Here is a 16,091-nt window from a genome sequence, read left to right as displayed (position 1 = left end):
TTTGCAGTTTTTGTGCTCTGATCACCTACATCCCCTCCTCCTCGAAACGGCTGATGTCCTTATTTCGTCCAATCACAAGCAAAATATCACCTGATTTGATAGATTCTTCGGCAGGAGGCGAAACAATCATCTCTTCATCCCGCTGAATCCCGACAATATTACATCCATATCTTGCTCTAATATCTAAATCAATCAATGTTTTACGATGTATTTTTGCTGAAGCAATCAGCTCTACCATGCTGTATTCCTTTGAAAGCTCAATATAATCAATCATTTTTTCTGAAATAATATGATGGGCAATCCGCTTTGCCATGTCACGTTCAGGATGAATGACTTTATTTACACCTATTTTGTCTAAAACCTTCTGATGGTAGTCATTTTGAGCTTTTGCCCATACTTGCGGAATCTCCATTTCTTTCAGCAGCAGAGAGGTTAAGATACTTGCTTCTATATCATCTCCGAATGAAACAAACGCGTGGTCTACATTGCGGACGCCAAGCTGTTTCAGTGTCGCTTCATCTATCGCATTTGCCTGCACAGCAAGTGTTGCATATTGAGAATAATATTGAACCTTTTCATCATCTTTATCGACCGCTAAAACTTCAATCCCCAACTCATGAAATTCTTTTACAAGACTTCCTCCAAAACGCCCAAGACCAAATACAGCAAATTGCTTTTTCAACAGGATTTCCTTCTTTCGATACCAATTTTTGCACACAAAAAGACACAGAGGTCCCATGAACCGCTGTGTCTGATTTTTAAGATCACATTAGTTTCATTATCCTCTCTCAAGAACGCTTGCGAAGTTAGCTGTCGGGTTCGGGCAATGAGAGTAGCCCTACCTGTAAAGGATTCACCCCAAGCTGCAAAAGATGCCAGCAAAATTGGGTCCCCCGCTCCGTAATGGATTAAGCGAATTAAGAATATCTGAAATGTATTTATGAAAGTATCTTACTCCTGTTGAATAGGACAGTAAAGAGCCAATTTTTGCAGAAATTAGTTATAATTGATCAAATATAACCGTTTAAGCGCTCTCAAGTCTCATTTGCTCAGCATATCTGTTTATTTTAGATTCTTTGCAAGGCTGAAATGATGCGAGGAAGTTGTGGTTTAACAGCATATGTTTAAATCAAAGTTCTATCATCTAAAATTGCAGCTCTATCATTAATTTGCAGTTTTATCAGCAGAAGAGTTTGAATTGGTTTTAATTATTTTTTTCATCTTTCCACTTGTACCCTGCTCCCCAAACGGTTTGAAGGTGATCATCAATTGGAAATCCCGTTTTTCTCAGCTTTTCTCTAAGATGACGCACGTGGGAATCTACCGTCCGGTCCTCCGTACCTGCATCATAACCCCAAATAGTCTGAATTAAATGCTCACGATTAAATACTCTGTTTCGGTTCTTTAAAAAGATGCCGGCAAGCTGAAATTCTTTTGGAGTTAAAAGGATAGGCTCATCTTTATAGCTCGCTTCCTGGCTTCGATCATCCCATTTAAGACCCCTGTATTCTATGGCTTGATTATTTTTGACTCTTCTTAATATCGCTTCTATTCTTGCCAATAATTCCGTTTCATTAAAAGGCTTTGTTATATAATCATCCGCCCCTGTCTGCAGTCCTTTTACAATGTCCTCTTTTTGGCCGCTCGCAGTCACCATTATAATCGGAATATCTGAAAAGCTTCTGATTTCTTTACACACTTCAAAACCATTCATTTCAGGCATCATAAGATCAAGAATCATAAGGTCAGGTTCTTCTTTTTGAACAATATCAATAGCGTGTTGTCCTGATGAGGATTTTATGCACAAATACCCTGCAGGTGCAAGATAGAGGGCAAGCAAATCCAGCATCAGTTCCTCATCATCTACAAGCAAAATCTTTTTCATCGTTTAATCCTTTCTAAAGACAATGATAATGGCCGTTCCTGTTCCAAATGTACTTTTTGCCCGGACTGTGCCGCCAAGAGCCTCCACAATTTCTTTTACGATCGCAAGGCCAAGACCTGTTCCTCCGCTATGGCGGGACCTTGATTTATCAACGCGGTAAAGTCTGTCAAACAGATATGGAAGATCTTCTTCAGGAACACCTATTCCTTCATCTGAAATGACAACTTTAATGATCCCGCCTTGTTCAAGAACCCTGATTGTAATGGAAGTCCCTTTTTCAGAAAAATGGATGGCATTGTCCATGATGTTGAGCAGCACCTGTTCGAACCTTGCAGGATCTATCATATGATGAACAGAATAATCCGGAAAAAGAAAATTCACTTTCCTATTTTCTTTGATTAAGATGGGATTTACTTTCGCTACTGTTTTTTTAATAAAGGAGCAAAGATCGATCCGCTCTTTTTCAACCTGAAAAGAATGCTGATCAAGCTTTGCAAGCTCAAATAAATCCTTTACAAGCTTCGATAAGTACTCTGTTTGTTCACTTATAATAGATAGATAGTTCACCTGGTCAGTTCTTGCCAGATCAGGCCTCTTAGCAACATCTGCATACCCCTTGATATACGTAAGGGGGGTACGCAATTCATGGGCGATACTTGCCAGGAATTCATTTCTTTCCTTCTTTAGATGCGATAAATCATTCGCCAGTTTTTGGATAGAAACTCCTAGCTCGCCAAGTTCATCATTTCTTTGCATATGTAAGTTAACTGTAAAATCCCCCTCACTAAGGCGTTCAGTCGCCTGCTTCATGGAGAGCAGCGGTTTTGTCACAATCTTTGACAAAAAAACAACCGCAATGATAGTAAGAATAACAGACAATGTACCAATAAAGATAAAGTGGTCATTTAATCTGGAAATCATCAATTGAATGGAATCTGTTCCCTTAAACATATAGACAAAGCCTATTGTTTCATCGTTTATACGGACCGGGCTTACTGTCCAAATGAAAGGACTGGCTTTCCAGTTCGCAGGCTCTTCATCATTTTCCACTTTATGATTGTTGATTACTTTCTGCATGAATGGATGAATCTCATTTGAAGAATGCATCACTTCTCCTTCTGCATTTGTCAGCACAACATCCGTATCTGCTTCAGATTCCATTAAAACAACATGCTGCATCGTTGTTTCATCATTATGCTTCAGAAGAACATCACGGTGGCTGTTGCCTCTTGCCTGTAGAGCAGAAACTTCTTCATTTACTCTCGTATTGACTAGATTCTGATATAAAAATAAAAAGAGACAGGTTTCTACTACAAGAATGATCGTAAAAAATAATAGCCCAATTTTTATAGCAAGCTTATTCATTTATTAAACTCCTTATTGTTGCACCTCTTTGTTTTACAATACCAAAAAAATTTGCATTTTTCGTGCAAATTAAGGTAATTGAACTTTATATGTAAAAAAAGGCGACCTGCTTAAGGCCGCCTTTCTCATTATGACATTTTTTCTTCCATTTCAGGAATTTTCAAGTCTCCATATTTCTTTTCTGTTTCTGCTACAATCACTGCACATGCCGCATCTCCTGTGATGTTAACTGCTGTACGAGCCATATCCAGCAGACGGTCTATACCGATGATCAAGGCGATGCCTGCTACAGGAAGGCCTACTGAGTTTAAAACCATCGCAAGCATGATAAGTCCAACTCCTGGCACACCGGCTGTTCCAATTGAAGCGAGAACAGCTGTAAGTACTACTGTCAGCAACTGAGTGAAAGAAAGATCAATATTGTAAACTTGAGCGATAAAGATTGTTGCTACACCCTGCATAATGGCCGTTCCATCCATATTAATGGTTGCGCCGAGCGGCTGAACGAAACTTGAGATCGGCTCTGGAACCTTCAGACGCTTTTGTGCTGTTTCCATAGATACAGGAAGTGTCGCATTACTGCTTGATGTACTGAAAGCTACTGCCATGGCAGGAGCGAAATTTTTAAAGAACCAGATCGGGCTTTGCTTTGCCAGAAAAAGAATGGATGAACCATAGGTGACAATAGCATGAATCACAAGTGCAAGCATTACAACTCCCATGTAGAGTCCCATTGCTTTAAGGGCGTCTAAACCTTGACTGCCTACGGCAGTAGCGATAAGACCGAAAGTACCGTATGGAGCGAATTTCATCACTAGATTTACTAAATACATCATTAAATCATTGCCTTGCTCAACTACTTTAAATAAAGTATTTGCTTTCTTTCCAAGAAACGTGATGCCAAGGCCAACAAAAATTGAGAAAATAATAATTTGCAGCATATTACCATCGGCAAATGCTTTAACAGGATTCGTTGGAATCATATTTAAGAATGTTTCTGCAACAGATGGAGCTTCTTCAGCTTTATATTCAGCGGACTTTGTATCGAATTCACCCACATTGCCGGGCTGAATTGTCAGTCCAAGGATTAAGCCTATAACAATGGCTACTGCTGTTGTTACTAAAAAGTAGGTGACCGTTTTAACACCTATTCTTCCTAATTTCTTTGGATCTCCTAACCCAGCAACTCCCAGAGTAATAGAAAAGAAGACTATTGGTACAACGAGCATATTGATTAAGTTTAGAAAGATTTTTCCAAGCGGGGTAAATAGGAACGTGTCTAACTGTTTAAATAAATCCGGAGCCGTGATATTAAGAATGAGACCGACAATGGCCCCCAGAATAAGACCAATGATGATTTTCGTTGCTAGTTTCATATAAAACCTCCGTAAAAAAGTAATAGATAGTGTTTTATTTCCAATAAATAGAGAAGGAGAAACATAAATGTGAGACTTTTTAAAAAATACAAAAAACCGCGAGAGAATTCTCGCGGCTGTATTCGTCAAATTGAATAATTATAACGTTTCTACAGATGAGTCTCTCCAACGCATACGAGGTTAGCTGTCGGATTCGGACGAAGAGTGTCCTACCTTTTGACTATAAAGGATTCACCCCAGTGCATGTGCACAGTTTGGTTCCCCCGTTCCCATTTCAGGATTAAGCGTATATTTATTAAGTTATACTACTATTCTAAGTAAAAGATTTAATTTTGGCAAATATAAAAATTTGTCTTTAGTTGGATTTAAACATAAAATTTAGCAGAAAACGTTATTATTTAAGGAGTTTTAACCATGAAAAAGTGGATAAAAAATATTTTCCTGATAGCTTCAGCAGGTCTGATTCTTTCATTTGCAGGATTTTATATCTGGTCCCAAATCACCTATAAACCTGCTGAAGAACTGTTTAACACTACTAATTTACAGGATCAAAATGAAAAAAGTGGGTATCTGCTGTTTCAGCCTGAAAATCAAAAAACGAATAATGGCATCATTCTATATCCTGAAGCAAAAGTTGATCCGAGAGCATATGCCTATCTTGCAGAGCAGTTAACTCAAAAAGGGTTCACTGTCGTCATTCCTAAAATGCCCTTTAACCTTGCTATTGCAGGCATCAGCAAAGCAGATAAAATCATAAATGATAGAGACGAGATTGAAAATTGGTACATTGGAGGACACTCTCTCGGAGGTGCGGCTGCTTCTATTTACGCGTATGAACATCCAAAAAATATAAAAGGGCTTTTTCTTCTTGCTGCTTATCCGGCAGATTCCAGTGATTTCTCAAACACAGATTTTCCGATTCTGACCATCTATGCAGAACATGACGGATTAACAACCCTGGATGATATAAAAGAAACGAAACATCTATTGTCTGACAATACCTTTTATTACAAAATTAACGGCGGCAATCATGCACAGTTTGGCATTTACGGAGAACAAAAAGGAGATAGCAAAGCACAGATCAATGTCTTTGTTCAGCAAGATCAGATCATTAGAGAAATGAACAGCTGGATCGAGCGGATTGAGTAGAAAAGCGGGGAGATTTTCTCGCTTTTTCTGCATTTACAAGTCATAAAAAAAACGGAAACAGGCAGCTGAACCATGCCGGTTTCCGTTTTTTTTATTTTGTCGCTTCCAAAAACTCTTCCACATCTTGCACAGTCAGCTGAACTGCTTTTTTCCAGAAATCCTCTTTTGTTAGGTCCACTCCTAAGTGTTTCATAGCCAAATCTTCTACCTGCATGGAACCTGTATCTTTTAAAAGAGAAATGTATTTCTCTTCAAATGCAGTTCCCTCTTCCAATGCTTTCGCATATATGCCAAGTGAGAACAGATAGCCAAACGTATATGGGAAATTATAGAACGGCACCCCCGTAATATAGAAATGCAGTTTAGATGCCCAGAAATGAGGATGGTACTCTCCTAAAGCATCACAATAAGCTTCTTTTTGTGCAGCTTCCATTAATTGATTTATTTTTTCCGTGCTGACGATTCCTTTTTTGCGTTCCTCATAAAAAGAAGTTTCAAATAGAAAGCGGCCGTGAATATTCATGAGCAGTGCAACACTTCTTTGCACTTTATCTTCTAATAGCGCCAAACGTTCTTCATCAGATTTTGCTTTTTTAACAGAAGCATCTGCCACGATCATTTCAGCAAATGTTGATGCTGTTTCAGCTACATTCATCGCATAATTGCGGTTAAGCGGATGCACTCCCGCCATAGCATGCTGATGGAAGGCATGGCCCAGTTCATGTGCAAGGGTTGCGATATTTGACGGGGTGCCGGAGAATGTCATGAAGATTCTTGACTGGTCACTTTCGGTAAAACTTGTGCAAAAACCTCCCGGAGCTTTTCCAGAACGATCTTCAGCCTCGATCCAGCGGTTCTCAAATGCCTTTTTAGTAAATGAAGTCAGCTCTTCTCCAAAGTGGCTGAATTGATCTAAGATAAATTCAGCTCCCTCCTGATAGCTGACCTTCGCTTCTTTCCCGCCAATCGGTGCATCGAGGTCGTACCAGCTAAGTTTATCAACACCAAGCAATTCTGCTTTTCTTTTTAAATAGCTTACAAGCGGCTGTTTATTCTCTGATATCACCTTCCACATGACATCAAGGGTCTCGCGCTTCATTCTGTTGATCTCAAGCGGCTCACTCAGAACATCGTCCCAGCCCCGCTTTTCATATACATTCAGTCTAAAACCAGATAGATGGTTCAGCGTATGGGCAAATAAATCTGCACCGCTTCCCCACGCTTTTTCCCATTCTTCAAACACAGATTTTCTGACTGATCTGTCCGCATTTGAAAATTTATTGGCTGCCTGGCCTACAGACAATTCATGTATTTTGCCATCTTCTTTGAACGGTATTTTCACTTTGGAAACGAGAGTATCATAAAGCTGTCCCCACGCATGATAGCCGTCTACTGACAAGGCATTGATCAGTGTTTCCTGCTCCATCTGCAGTTTGTTTTTTGCTCTGTTCCGGCGCTCGGTCAAGGCAAATTTTAATTCAGTCAAGTCTTCTGCATTTACAAGCTCTGGCCAAACCGCATCGTCTACTTGAACGAGCTTTTGATCAAAGGCTGCCAAAGCATTTTGAAACTGAGAGCTGAGTTGAGTAACCTTCCCCCGGAGCACGGAGGCATGCTTATCATTTGTATCCTGAGCCTGCAGACACCCGACAAAAGCTCCTGCCTGCCTCATCCGTTTTGCAATACCCTGAAACTTCTCAAGAATCTCTCCTAAAAGGACGCTATCTTCTTTTGTTTGGGGTACTTTGATGCTCTCTGCCTGCACCTTAAATGAAGGAACATCAAATTCAAGCTCCTCTAAGTACTTTTTAAAAGCAACAGATTTGCTTCCACCTTCAAAAAACACATCTAAATCCCATGTTTCAGCATACGTAGCAGCTTTCATCGCCATTCCCCCTGTTTATGTATTTCGGAACACTAAATAATCCCTCACTTGTCATTATAAAACAATTGACTAAAAATTTGTACAATTCTAATGGCAGGAAGCAAAAAAAAAGGTATGACGAAATGTCATAGCCTCTGCTTGTATTTATTTGATTGTTTTATCTGATTTTGCATCATCGTCGTCCATAAGACCTTTAGTAGCATTCTTAAATTCTCGTAGCGTTTTACCTGCCGCTTTACCCAGTTCAGGCAATTTTTTCGGTCCGAAAAGAAGCAATGCGACAAAGACGATCAACATAATTTCCCCGAATCCCAAGTTCATGATGAACCCTTCTTCCACATTAATTTATTAGATTATTTCACAATAAAAAGAAAACGCTGCCTTTGTAAATTATAGTTGATCTATCCATGAATTGCAAAATGAAATTAGGGCGATTTCCTCAGGGAAAATATAGAAATACATGAAATCCATTGACAAACGCAGGCTGAGTTGGTAGTTTTATTTTATTCAAATATTATTTTTACTATAAATCCTCACTAGAATCTCGGTGAGGTAGAGGTTGCACCAATTAAGAGTAGATTGCAAGAGGCTAGTGGAGCTGTTGACTGCAAATTCGAAAGGACTTGGTGCCGAAGTTTGAAACAGCCACTTTGTTTCTTGCTGGGACTGTATCGAATAGGTACTGGACTGCCACAGTGTAATCTGTGGAGTGCTATCATGAGATTTTTGAGTGAGTTTTTTGTGTATTTTGCGCATGGGCTTGTTCCATGCGTTTTTTGTTTGTCAAAAATGATCCATTTCGTCAAAAAATACACACACTAATTATACAGCCATAACATTATGGTTCTATTATAGGAGGTTTCAGCAGTGAAACAGAAAAAATGGGGATTTTGGCTTTTAACAGCCTTTGTAGTAGGAAATATGGTGGGCTCTGGTATTTTTATGCTGCCAAGCACCCTGGCGCAGACCGCAAGTCCGCTTGGTGTCACCAGCGCCTGGCTTGTAACCGGATTAGGTGTATTAATGATTGCACTTGTATTCGGTAATTTATCAATCCGCAGACCTGACCTTACAGCTGGTCCGCAAAGCTACGCAAAAGCTTTATTTGATACACCGAAAAAAGGAAATGTAGCCGGGTTCAGCATGGTGTGGGGATATTGGGTCGCGAACTGGATCAGCAATGTCGCAATCATCACAAGCTTCGCTGGCTATCTTTCTACATTCTTTCCGATTATGTCAGACGAATCCATTCTTTTTTCAGTTGGTTCGCAGGAAATTCAATTAGGAAGACTTGTTACATTTATTGTTTGTACTATTTTGCTTTGGGGCACTCATACCATCCTTTTAACGAACTTGAGCGGAGCAGGCAAATTAAATTTTGTTGCTACTGCTTCAAAAGTAATCGGGTTTATGCTTTTTATCATTGCTGGTTTATTTGCACTGGAGTCGGCTGCATTTGGAGAGTTTTATTTCCCGGTGGAAGCAGAGCCTGGCGTGACATACGGGCTGACAAATCAAGTTCAATTTGCCGCAATTTCGACTTTATGGGCATTTGTAGGTATTGAGTCGGCAGTCATTCTGTCAGGACGCGCTTCTTCTCAGCGTGATGTAAAGAGAGCTACCATCACTGGCTTAATCATTGCTGTGTTCATCTATATGATTATTACACTTATTACAATGGGCGTTCTGCCGCACGATCAGCTGCAGTCATCTGACAAGCCTTTTGTTGATGTTCTTTCTGTCATTATTGGCGATGCCGGTGCAAATGCAATGGCACTATTGGCAGTCGTATCTTTGTTTGGATCAACTATTGGATGGATCCTGCTGTCATCTGAAGTGCCGTACCAGGCTGCAAAATCAGGTATTTTCCCTGCTTTCTTTGCTAAAACAAATAAAAAAGGAAGTCCGAAAAATGCTTTGATCATAACAAATTTAATGTCTCAAATCTTTATTTTCTCAACGATTTCCGGAACCATCAGTGAAGCTTATACATTCTTAACAACATCAGCTACACTTGCCTATCTTTTCCCATACCTTGTATCGTCTATCTTCTTCTTGAAGCTGATTGCCAAAGGAGAGACTTATGATCTCATTCAAGGGTCGAGAGTAAGAGACGGAATCATCGCCTCACTAGCCTGTATTTATTCTGTATGGGTGATTGTTACAGGAACTGCTGATTTAAAAACATTTATACTTGGAGTCGGCCTATTCTTTGCGGGATTTGTGATTTATCCGTTTTTGACGAAATATATGAAAAAACAAGATACAGGCTCAACCATATAATAGAAGGCTGCATGTTGAATGCAGCCTTTTTTAATTCTTTTTCCCAAAAAGCTGATCTGAGCAATATTCAATAATTTCCCTTCTTCTGATCATCCCTATAAAGATTCCCTGATCATCTGTAACAGGTACGAAATTCTGTTCCATCGCCCTTAAAATAATGTTCTCCATTTCTGAATGAATAGATATTGGTTCATTCTTTCGATGGTAATTAAGATCAGTTAATCGAATTTTTTCTGTGTTATGAAAATGCAAATCAGGTGTGTTTTTCAGCATCCACAGCAAATCACCTTCTGTCAGCGTTGTTACGTACTTCCCTTCATCATCAAGCAGCGGAACAGCTGAATAACGGTGATATTCCATTCGTTCAAGCGCCTGCCTCATGGTGGCATGAATGTTTAAATAAACAACTTCCTTTTTGGGTATTAGGAAAAAAGCAATATTCATTTCTCCTGAACTCCTTTAAGATCGTCCATCTGACACGATGTGAATATCAATATTCTCTGTCGTTCTCATAATCGTATTCACAATGGAACCTTTTCTAATTTCTTCCCACCTTGTTCTCGCTGACTGACCGAGAAGGATTTGTGTAATGTGATACTGTTTTTTTCCATTTCTCCGTTTTTTCCCGTTTTTCCTGCGTAAAGCCTATTGAACTTTTCGACTACAGAGAAAATAATGCCGCAAATCACCATTAAGAATAAACTCATTTGATGATCAGACCAATCATTAATTATTTGTCTTCCATCTTAAAATTTCTCTTTTCTTCTATTAAATATACGTTACAAAATTAGAGCAAGAACAACATCAATTCCTTTGAATCCAACAAAGGGAACAAGTACTCCCCCGAGCCACACAAATCATAAATTTCTACTAAGCAAGTATCCGAACTTATCTCTGACCCTTTTTATAGCGAGAGGAATCAATATGGGAATAATGACGGCGAGTAAAATTACTTCTGTGGTTAAATCTTATAAACTTATAAAGCACGAAATATTGGCAAAAACAGGTTTTAAATCCTTCCCAAATTTCTAAGGAAATACAACTCATATTAACTAATTCATCAATTTCCTGCTGTGTACATATAAAAAAGCCCGATTCACATCGAATCGGGCTCTCTTTTATGCAGCTATATGCTCTTTATTCTTTTGGTTATCAAACTCGCCTTCCCATTTAGAGATCACAACTGCAGCCAGTGAGTTCCCTACCACGTTTACAGCGGTTCTTGCCATGTCCAATATACGGTCAATACCTGCGATAAAGGCCAATCCTTCAACCGGAATTCCTACCGTTCCCAATGTTGCGAGGAGCACAACGAATGATACGCCCGGTACACCGGCAATCCCTTTAGAGGTTACCATTAACACTAGCAATAAGGATACCTGCTGCGAGATCGATAAGTCGATTCCATACATTTGCGCGATAAATACAGCAGCCAAAGCCTGATAAAGTGTCGAACCATCCAGGTTAAAAGAATACCCTGTCGGAATAACAAATGATGTAATGGCTTTCGGACAGCCGAATTTCTCCATTTTCTCCATGATTTTCGGTAAAACTGTCTCAGAGCTTGCGGTAGAATAAGCAAGAATCAACTCATCCTTCAGCAGACGGATAATGTTGAAGATGTTAATTCCAACCATTTTAGCAACCAACCCTAATACACCCACGATAAAGAACAGCATGGTTCCGTATACTAAAATAACTAATTTACCAAGCGGAATGAGAGACTCTAAACCAAACTTAGATACGGTTACACCAATTAATGCAAAAACACCAAATGGAGCAAACTTCATAATAAGATTTGTTACATAGAACATCGTTTCTGCCGTTCCCTGGAAGAATGCGAGAACAGGTTTTCCCTTTTCTCCCACAGCAGCGATTCCAAGACCAAATAATACAGAGAAGAAAATAATTGGAAGCATATCACCCTGAACAATGGACTCAAATAAGTTGCTTGGAACAATATTCACAAAGGTATCAGCAAAACCATGCGATTCTACATCCTCAGCTGTATCCACATAGCTATTGATATCTGTTTTCTCCAGTTTATCCATATCAACGCCAGCACCTGGATTAAATAGATTTGCAGCTACTAAACCGACAACAATTGCAATTGTTGTAATAATTTCAAAGTATAAAATTGTTTTCCCGCCGATTTTACCAAGCTTTTTTGTGTCGCCGACGCTTGCCACGCCAACAATGATACTTGAAATGACAATTGGAATAACAATCATTTTAATCAAACGTATAAAAATATCACCTATAGGCTGTAAATAATTTTCGATGTTTGGGTTACCGTAAAAAATAGCACCAAGTGCAATACCCAAAATTAAACCGATAAAAATCTGCCATGCAAGGCCTAATTTTTTCATTCAATCCACCCCCTTATGTTTGTTATTTATGAAAATAAAATGGTCTATTGAAAATAGTTAGAACTAAACCATCTTATCATTTACCATGAATCACATTTTTTTATAATATATCAAAATTGAGTATTTAACAATAACATTTATTTCCCACATGCATTCATCACCTGAATCGAATGAATATTCTGAAAATTGTTGACGTTCCATCAATTCGACGACAATATACTACAAAATATTCACTTCCTGTTATGACAAAATTAGTGGAGGATCATATGAGTTCATTGTTCAGAAAAAAATCTATTACAGATTTACTTGCACAAAGTCAGCAAAAATCACTTGCCCGCACTATGGGTGCATTTGATTTAACCCTGCTTGGAATTGGTGCAATTGTAGGAACAGGTATTTTTGTACTGACCGGCGTCGTTGCGGCAGAAACAGCTGGTCCGGCTCTCATTTTATCATTTATTTTATCTGGTATTGCCTGTGCACTCGCAGCCTTTTGCTATGCGGAATTTGCGTCTTCTGTTCCCATCTCGGGCAGCGTGTATACTTACACATATGCAACTCTTGGTGAGCTGTTTGCTTTCCTTATTGGCTGGGATTTAATGCTTGAGTATCTTCTTGCAACCTCCGCTGTTGCCACTGGATGGTCCGCATACTTTCAATCCCTCATTGCAGGATTTGGTGTGGAACTGCCGGATGTCATTACTTCAGCACCAGGAGCAGGAAAAGGCGGATTTATTGATTTGCCTGCAGTGATTATTATTCTGCTCATAACCGCTCTCCTATCAAAGGGCATTAAGGAAAGTACACGGGTTAATAACATTATGGTATTTGTTAAAATTGCTGTAATCCTGATATTTATTGTTGCAGGCGTCTGGTATGTTAAGCCTGATAACTGGACCCCCTTTGTACCATTTGGATTTGATGGCATTGTAACGGGTGCAGCAACAGTCTTTTTTGCTTATATTGGATTTGATGCAGTAGCAACTGCTGCTGAGGAAGTAAAAAGACCGCAGCGGGATGTGCCAATCGGAATTATCGCTTCATTGACAGTTTGTACTGCACTATATATTATCGTCTCGCTTATTTTGACAGGGATGGTTCCATATACTCAATTAAACGTCGCAGACCCTGTTTCTTTTGCTCTCCAATTTGTAGGACAGAATTCTCTTGCAGGTTTGATTTCAGTTGGAGCAATTGCCGGAATTACAACTGTACTGCTTGTTATGTTGTATGCACAAGTCAGAATATCATTTGCGATGAGCAGAGATGGATTGCTTCCGAAACGGTTATCTAAAGTGCATCCATCTTTTAAAACACCATTCCAAAATACATGGATTACTGGTTTCGTTGCAGCAGCGATCGCAGGTTTTGTTGATTTAACTACGCTCGCACATCTTGTGAATATGGGAACACTTGCAGCATTTACGCTGATTTCTATCGCCGTTATTGTTTTAAGAAAAACACATCCAAATCTGGAACGTGCCTTTAAAGTGCCTTTTGTTCCGGTATTGCCAGCAATCAGCGCACTGTTCTGCATGTATCTCATGGTAAGTTTACCTGCTATTACGTGGATCTCTTTCTTCATCTGGATCGGTATCGGCACGGTCATCTACTTTGTTTATGCCAGAAAAAACAGCAAGCTTGGCAGTTAATAAGAAAAGCACAAAAGCCTTGGTCAGCGCAGGCATGGCAGAAAAGGATCCGCCAAAAAGTCCGGGTTTGACTTTATTGACGGATCCTTTTTGACCAAGAAGTTAGGCGATGGAGCACAATTTTATACTTTCTTCTATTAAAATAAAAAAATCCTTTCTCCAACACTGGAGAAAGGATTTTTTTATAATCTTCTTACTTCCCTAAAGAAATAGCCAACAAGAAGCAAAACAACTGCGAATGAAGAGATGACAATATACTTCAAGTGATCATGCAGGATGCTTTGACCGAGGGTTGGCTTCACTTCTGCTACCGTCCCTTCCATAACATCATCCGCATTTGCTGTTTCAGGTTTTAATTTATAGGAAGCGATTTCCCTGCCATCCTCCCCTTCAACCGCAAGCATTCCATCTAAATCTACATCTGCAGAGATGCTTTCATTTAATTTTTTGGCATAATACAGCGGTTCACTCAGTGTAAACTCCTGGCCGCTCTGATCTTCAAAGGCTGTATCCTCTGCAATAAATTCTGATGTAAAATGATTAAAGCCATAATCTAATAATTTCACGGTATCTTTATATGAAATACGGTCTGTTTTAGCATTCAGGACAATCGCAATCAGACTGATATTCTCTCTTTCAGCAAGAGTGGATAAAGTAAACCCCGATTCGCTCACATACCCGTTTTTCCCGCCGATCATCCCGTCATATGGCGTTACTTTAAGTAGCTTATGGTGATTATGAAGCGTAGTATCCCACGTTTCCCCGTCCCACTTTAATTCTTCTGTTGAAAAAATTTCTCTAAATAAATCATTTTGTGAAGCGTACTGAGTTAACTTTGCAAGGTCTTCAGCGGTCGTTACATGTTCAGGATCAAACAGACCGTGCGGGTTGGTAAAATTGGTGTGCAGAAGTCCTACCTTCGACTTTAAAAATGCTGTCATTTCCGCAGAAAAGGTCTCGGTATCTCCGCTGATATGTTCAGCAATTGCTACACCCGCATCATTTCCTGAATTAATCATCAATCCCTGGATGAGCTTTTTCAAGGGAACCTGCTCTCCTTCTTCAAGGTAAACCCTTGTTCCATCAACACTTCTGGCATTTTTACTTATCGTCACAATATCTTCCATATTCCCATTTTCAATCGCATAAATAGCTGTAGCCATTTTCGTTACACTCGCTGGATACATAATCGCATCACTGTCTTTTGAGTACAGAATCTGACCTGACTTCGCATCAATCAATACAGCTGATTCACTTTGAATATCGGGTTCTTTTAAAGAGAGTTCATCAGCGTATGCTTTAAACGAAAAGAATCCGAAAGAAAAGATGCATACTACAAGAATCAAAGGGGCTTTAATCATAAAAAAAATCTCCTGTATAGTAGTTAAGATTATTATTCTATATTCAGTCCATATACAAGCATAACAGCTACTAATAAAGCATGACAATGTAAAGAAATAGAAATAGTCGTATATTCTTTCATTTGACTTTGTGAAGCACCGGATTTATAATAAACTGACGAACGTCAGGAAGGTGAAAAAATGACATCTGAACAAATAAAAGAAGCCGCGATCCGCAATTTTGCCGCACACGGCTATGATGGTGCATCTTTATCAGCAATAGCGAATGAAGTCGGCATCAAGAAACAATCTATTTACACTCATTTTAAAAGCAAGGATGAACTGTTTCTTACTGTCATGGCTGAGGTGCAGGAAAAAGAAATTGAGTACATTAAAAACTACTTTGTTTTCTCAAATTCCGCTTCATTAAAAGAAGTGCTTTACCATTACCTTTCAGAGTATATCAACCGCTATGAAAAAGATGATCAGACAAAATTCATGCTGCGGATCAGCTTTTTGCCGCCAGCTCATCTTTATGATGTAGTGATGAAGAAAGTATACACCTATCTAGATACCTTTGAAGAGCTGCTTACAGATATCTTTAATAATCCGAAAGTTATTTCAATTAACCAATCAGATGCAGTGATTGCTTATATGGGACTTGTTGATGCTGTTCTGGTTGAAATTCTCTATGGCGGTGCTGAACGATTTAAAAAGAGATTGGATGGCTGCTTTAACGTTTACTGGAACGGGATAACGATTAGAAAAGCGGATTCGTTCTAACCGA

The 16,091-nt window shown here is 39.2% G+C and carries 13 protein-coding genes, 1 pseudogene and 3 riboswitches; of the genes and pseudogenes, 4 read left to right on the top strand and 10 right to left on the bottom strand.

All coding sequences use genetic code 11. The features are described 5' to 3' along the window. Positions 1-25: 25 nt before the first annotated feature. The 4 genes from QFZ72_RS05125 to QFZ72_RS05110 all read right to left on the bottom strand — a co-directional run bounded on the left by QFZ72_RS05125 (position 26) and on the right by QFZ72_RS05110 (position 4,626). Positions 26-682, bottom strand: coding sequence for a potassium channel family protein (locus tag QFZ72_RS05125; protein WP_307430291.1), 657 nt, complete (start codon positions 680-682; stop codon positions 26-28). A 98-nt stretch (positions 683-780) separates the two neighbouring features. Next, a riboswitch (cyclic di-AMP (ydaO/yuaA leader) is annotated at positions 781-925 on the bottom strand. Between the two features lie 279 nt (positions 926-1,204). After that, positions 1,205-1,885: a response regulator transcription factor gene (locus tag QFZ72_RS05120; protein WP_307430288.1), complete on the bottom strand. Its 681-nt coding sequence runs from the start codon at positions 1,883-1,885 to the stop codon at positions 1,205-1,207. 3 nt (positions 1,886-1,888) lie between these two features. After that, entirely contained in the window at positions 1,889-3,250 is a 1,362-nt protein-coding gene (locus QFZ72_RS05115) for a sensor histidine kinase (RefSeq protein ID WP_307430284.1), read from the bottom strand. 128 nt (positions 3,251-3,378) lie between these two features. Further along, entirely contained in the window at positions 3,379-4,626 is a 1,248-nt protein-coding gene (locus QFZ72_RS05110) for a dicarboxylate/amino acid:cation symporter (RefSeq protein WP_307430282.1), read from the bottom strand. 154 nt (positions 4,627-4,780) lie between these two features. After that, a riboswitch (cyclic di-AMP (ydaO/yuaA leader) is annotated at positions 4,781-4,923 on the bottom strand. A gap of 117 nt (positions 4,924-5,040) precedes the next feature. On the opposite strand from QFZ72_RS05110, the gene QFZ72_RS05105 reads away from it, so the two are divergent. Next, the gene (locus tag QFZ72_RS05105; protein ID WP_307430279.1) at positions 5,041-5,775 is read left to right on the top strand and encodes an alpha/beta fold hydrolase; all 735 of its coding nucleotides are present in this window, start codon (positions 5,041-5,043) and stop codon (positions 5,773-5,775) included. A 91-nt stretch (positions 5,776-5,866) separates the two neighbouring features. On the opposite strand, the gene QFZ72_RS05100 is transcribed toward QFZ72_RS05105, so the two are convergent. Then, on the bottom strand, positions 5,867-7,660 hold the full coding sequence (locus tag QFZ72_RS05100; RefSeq protein ID WP_307430276.1) for a M3 family oligoendopeptidase: 1,794 nt from the start codon (positions 7,658-7,660) through the stop codon (positions 5,867-5,869). Positions 7,661-7,804: 144 nt separating this feature from the next. Beyond that, positions 7,805-7,981, bottom strand: coding sequence for a twin-arginine translocase TatA/TatE family subunit (locus QFZ72_RS05095; protein WP_252202324.1), 177 nt, complete (start codon positions 7,979-7,981; stop codon positions 7,805-7,807). 224 nt (positions 7,982-8,205) lie between these two features. Further along, positions 8,206-8,383, top strand: a riboswitch (Lysine riboswitch). Between the two features lie 144 nt (positions 8,384-8,527). On the opposite strand from QFZ72_RS05095, the gene QFZ72_RS05090 reads away from it, so the two are divergent. Beyond that, on the top strand, positions 8,528-9,943 hold the full coding sequence (locus tag QFZ72_RS05090) for an amino acid permease (RefSeq protein ID WP_307430274.1): 1,416 nt from the start codon (positions 8,528-8,530) through the stop codon (positions 9,941-9,943). A gap of 30 nt (positions 9,944-9,973) precedes the next feature. Here the strand turns inward: QFZ72_RS05090 and QFZ72_RS05085 are convergent, their stop codons facing one another. The 3 genes and pseudogenes from QFZ72_RS05085 to gltP form a co-directional block, all read right to left on the bottom strand. Then, entirely contained in the window at positions 9,974-10,387 is a 414-nt protein-coding gene (locus QFZ72_RS05085; protein WP_307430272.1) for a CBS domain-containing protein, read from the bottom strand. 15 nt (positions 10,388-10,402) lie between these two features. After that, positions 10,403-10,555, bottom strand: a pseudogene (locus QFZ72_RS05080) (sensor histidine kinase KdpD); the annotation flags it as partial. A 506-nt stretch (positions 10,556-11,061) separates the two neighbouring features. Then, positions 11,062-12,312 carry a glutamate/aspartate:proton symporter GltP gene (gene gltP, locus QFZ72_RS05075; RefSeq protein WP_307430269.1) on the bottom strand — a complete coding sequence of 417 codons (1,251 nt, stop codon included), beginning with the start codon at positions 12,310-12,312 and terminating at the stop codon, positions 11,062-11,064. A gap of 266 nt (positions 12,313-12,578) precedes the next feature. On the opposite strand from gltP, the gene bcaP reads away from it, so the two are divergent. Beyond that, complete coding sequence (gene bcaP / locus QFZ72_RS05070) at positions 12,579-13,964, top strand: branched-chain amino acid transporter BcaP (protein WP_307430266.1); 1,386 nt, start codon at positions 12,579-12,581, stop codon at positions 13,962-13,964. A gap of 182 nt (positions 13,965-14,146) precedes the next feature. Here bcaP and QFZ72_RS05065 read toward each other — a convergent pair whose 3' ends face one another. Further along, positions 14,147-15,325, bottom strand: a complete 1,179-nt coding sequence (locus tag QFZ72_RS05065) for a D-alanyl-D-alanine carboxypeptidase family protein (protein WP_307430263.1) — start codon at positions 15,323-15,325, stop codon at positions 14,147-14,149. Between the two features lie 180 nt (positions 15,326-15,505). Between QFZ72_RS05065 and QFZ72_RS05060 the strand changes: the two genes are divergently transcribed. Then, positions 15,506-16,087: a TetR/AcrR family transcriptional regulator gene (locus QFZ72_RS05060; RefSeq protein WP_307430261.1), complete on the top strand. Its 582-nt coding sequence runs from the start codon at positions 15,506-15,508 to the stop codon at positions 16,085-16,087. Positions 16,088-16,091: the final 4 nt, after the last annotated feature.

The organism is Bacillus sp. V2I10, from assembly GCF_030817055.1.
Taxonomy (GTDB): Bacteria; Bacillota; Bacilli; order Bacillales; family Bacillaceae; genus Bacillus_P.
Note: the sequence above shows the minus strand (reverse complement) of the source record. Positions and strands in the feature narration are given on the sequence as shown.

Coding starts and splice junctions, on each gene's coding strand:
- QFZ72_RS05065 (WP_307430263.1), bottom strand. CDS start 15,325: ATGATTAAAGCCCCTTTGATTCTTGTAGTATGCATCTTTTCTTTCGGA.
- QFZ72_RS05115 (WP_307430284.1), bottom strand. CDS start 3,250: ATGAATAAGCTTGCTATAAAAATTGGGCTATTATTTTTTACGATCATT.
- bcaP (WP_307430266.1), top strand. CDS start 12,579: ATGAGTTCATTGTTCAGAAAAAAATCTATTACAGATTTACTTGCACAA.
- gltP (WP_307430269.1), bottom strand. CDS start 12,312: ATGAAAAAATTAGGCCTTGCATGGCAGATTTTTATCGGTTTAATTTTG.
- QFZ72_RS05110 (WP_307430282.1), bottom strand. CDS start 4,626: ATGAAACTAGCAACGAAAATCATCATTGGTCTTATTCTGGGGGCCATT.
- QFZ72_RS05095 (WP_252202324.1), bottom strand. CDS start 7,981: ATGAACTTGGGATTCGGGGAAATTATGTTGATCGTCTTTGTCGCATTG.
- QFZ72_RS05105 (WP_307430279.1), top strand. CDS start 5,041: ATGAAAAAGTGGATAAAAAATATTTTCCTGATAGCTTCAGCAGGTCTG.
- QFZ72_RS05060 (WP_307430261.1), top strand. CDS start 15,506: ATGACATCTGAACAAATAAAAGAAGCCGCGATCCGCAATTTTGCCGCA.
- QFZ72_RS05100 (WP_307430276.1), bottom strand. CDS start 7,660: ATGAAAGCTGCTACGTATGCTGAAACATGGGATTTAGATGTGTTTTTT.
- QFZ72_RS05120 (WP_307430288.1), bottom strand. CDS start 1,885: ATGAAAAAGATTTTGCTTGTAGATGATGAGGAACTGATGCTGGATTTG.
- QFZ72_RS05085 (WP_307430272.1), bottom strand. CDS start 10,387: ATGAATATTGCTTTTTTCCTAATACCCAAAAAGGAAGTTGTTTATTTA.